Raw genomic sequence first — 1,162 nt, forward strand, 5'->3', positions numbered from 1 at the left:
GCAGGTTGTTGGCGAGCCAGTTCCACTGGGATTCGTTCCACCCCAGGTCGCGATGGCCTGCTTGCAGGAAGATGCGCAGCCGCTTGCGAGGAACGCTGGGGATGAGCGTGGGATAGGGATTACCGTCAGGCATCTGCGCGAAGCTGGACAGGAATCCGATGATTCGCCGGAACTTGTCCGGCCGGAGCCACCCCGCAGTGAAGGCGCAGTTGCCGCCGCTGCTGCCACCGCAAATGCCGCACCGTTCGGGCTCCTCGGCGATTGAGTAGCGCTCGGTGACCTGAGGGATGATCTCGGTCAGGAGGAAGGTGACGTACCGGTCGTCGAAGGCGTCGTACTCGTTGTTGCGATTCTTCGGATCCTCGGCATCCGGGAAGATGCCGGGATCGACGAACACGCCGATGGTGACCGGGATATCACCGCGGTGGATGAGATTGTCCAGGACCGTCGCGCCGCGCACCTGCCCGTCTGGGTCCAGGTACCACCATCCATCCTGGAACACCATCAAAGACGCCGGCGCGGAAGGGTCGTACTGCGTGGGTACGTGAACCCAGAACTTCCGGACAGTCCCCGGGTAGATCGTGCTGTCGTTCCAGTCGAAAGCGATCGTCTCGCCCGTGGGCACGCCCGGCTGTACGACCGAGTCGGGTCCGTAGGCGTAGCGCACGTCCGACTGGTCGATCGGAAGCGGCTGGTAGGGCATCTCGCTGCTCACGCGGAGCACCCTAGGGTGACCGTCATCCTGACCCAAAGGGGTTTTACGCTCAGCACCGGCCCGACGTCATCCACGGATGCCCATCGCCAACGGACTCACCCCGACGACACCACGTCTACAAGCTCAGTAACAAGCCCCGCGCGGGCCGGGAACCACTCCGAGCCCGGCCCGCTGGGTGTTCCGGTGGGGCGGTCGTCGGCAAGGTGTCGTTTTCTTCGGCGAGGTGCCGGTGGTTCAGAACCCCGTATTCCATACCCACGATCATGCCGTCATCCGCCGGATGTCGTCGGTGATGCCTTCCAGCGGCGCCGTGTTGGCGATGGAGGCGAACCAGTCCCACAGCTCCAGAGCGTGGTACAGGCGGTAGAGGCCGACCCGCTCGCTCCAGTCGGCGGGCAGCGTGCCGTAGCCGTCGCGGAGCGCTTCGCGCTTGTCCTGGTCGTCGCG

2 protein-coding genes are annotated in these 1,162 nt (G+C 64.9%); both read right to left on the minus strand.

Features of this window, described 5'->3' with window-relative positions; genetic code table 11:
* A partial coding sequence (locus H1D24_RS41560) for an alpha/beta hydrolase (RefSeq protein WP_181662962.1) occupies positions 1-715 on the minus strand: 715 nt, incomplete at its 3' end.
* A 261-nt stretch (positions 716-976) separates the two neighbouring features.
* Positions 977-1,162, minus strand: a 186-nt coding sequence (locus tag H1D24_RS41565) for a hypothetical protein (protein ID WP_220137815.1), incomplete at its 5' end; no start/stop codon positions are given.

The sequence above is a fragment of the Streptomyces himalayensis subsp. himalayensis genome (assembly GCF_013778455.1).
GTDB lineage: Bacteria > Actinomycetota > Actinomycetes > Streptomycetales > Streptomycetaceae > Streptomyces > Streptomyces himalayensis.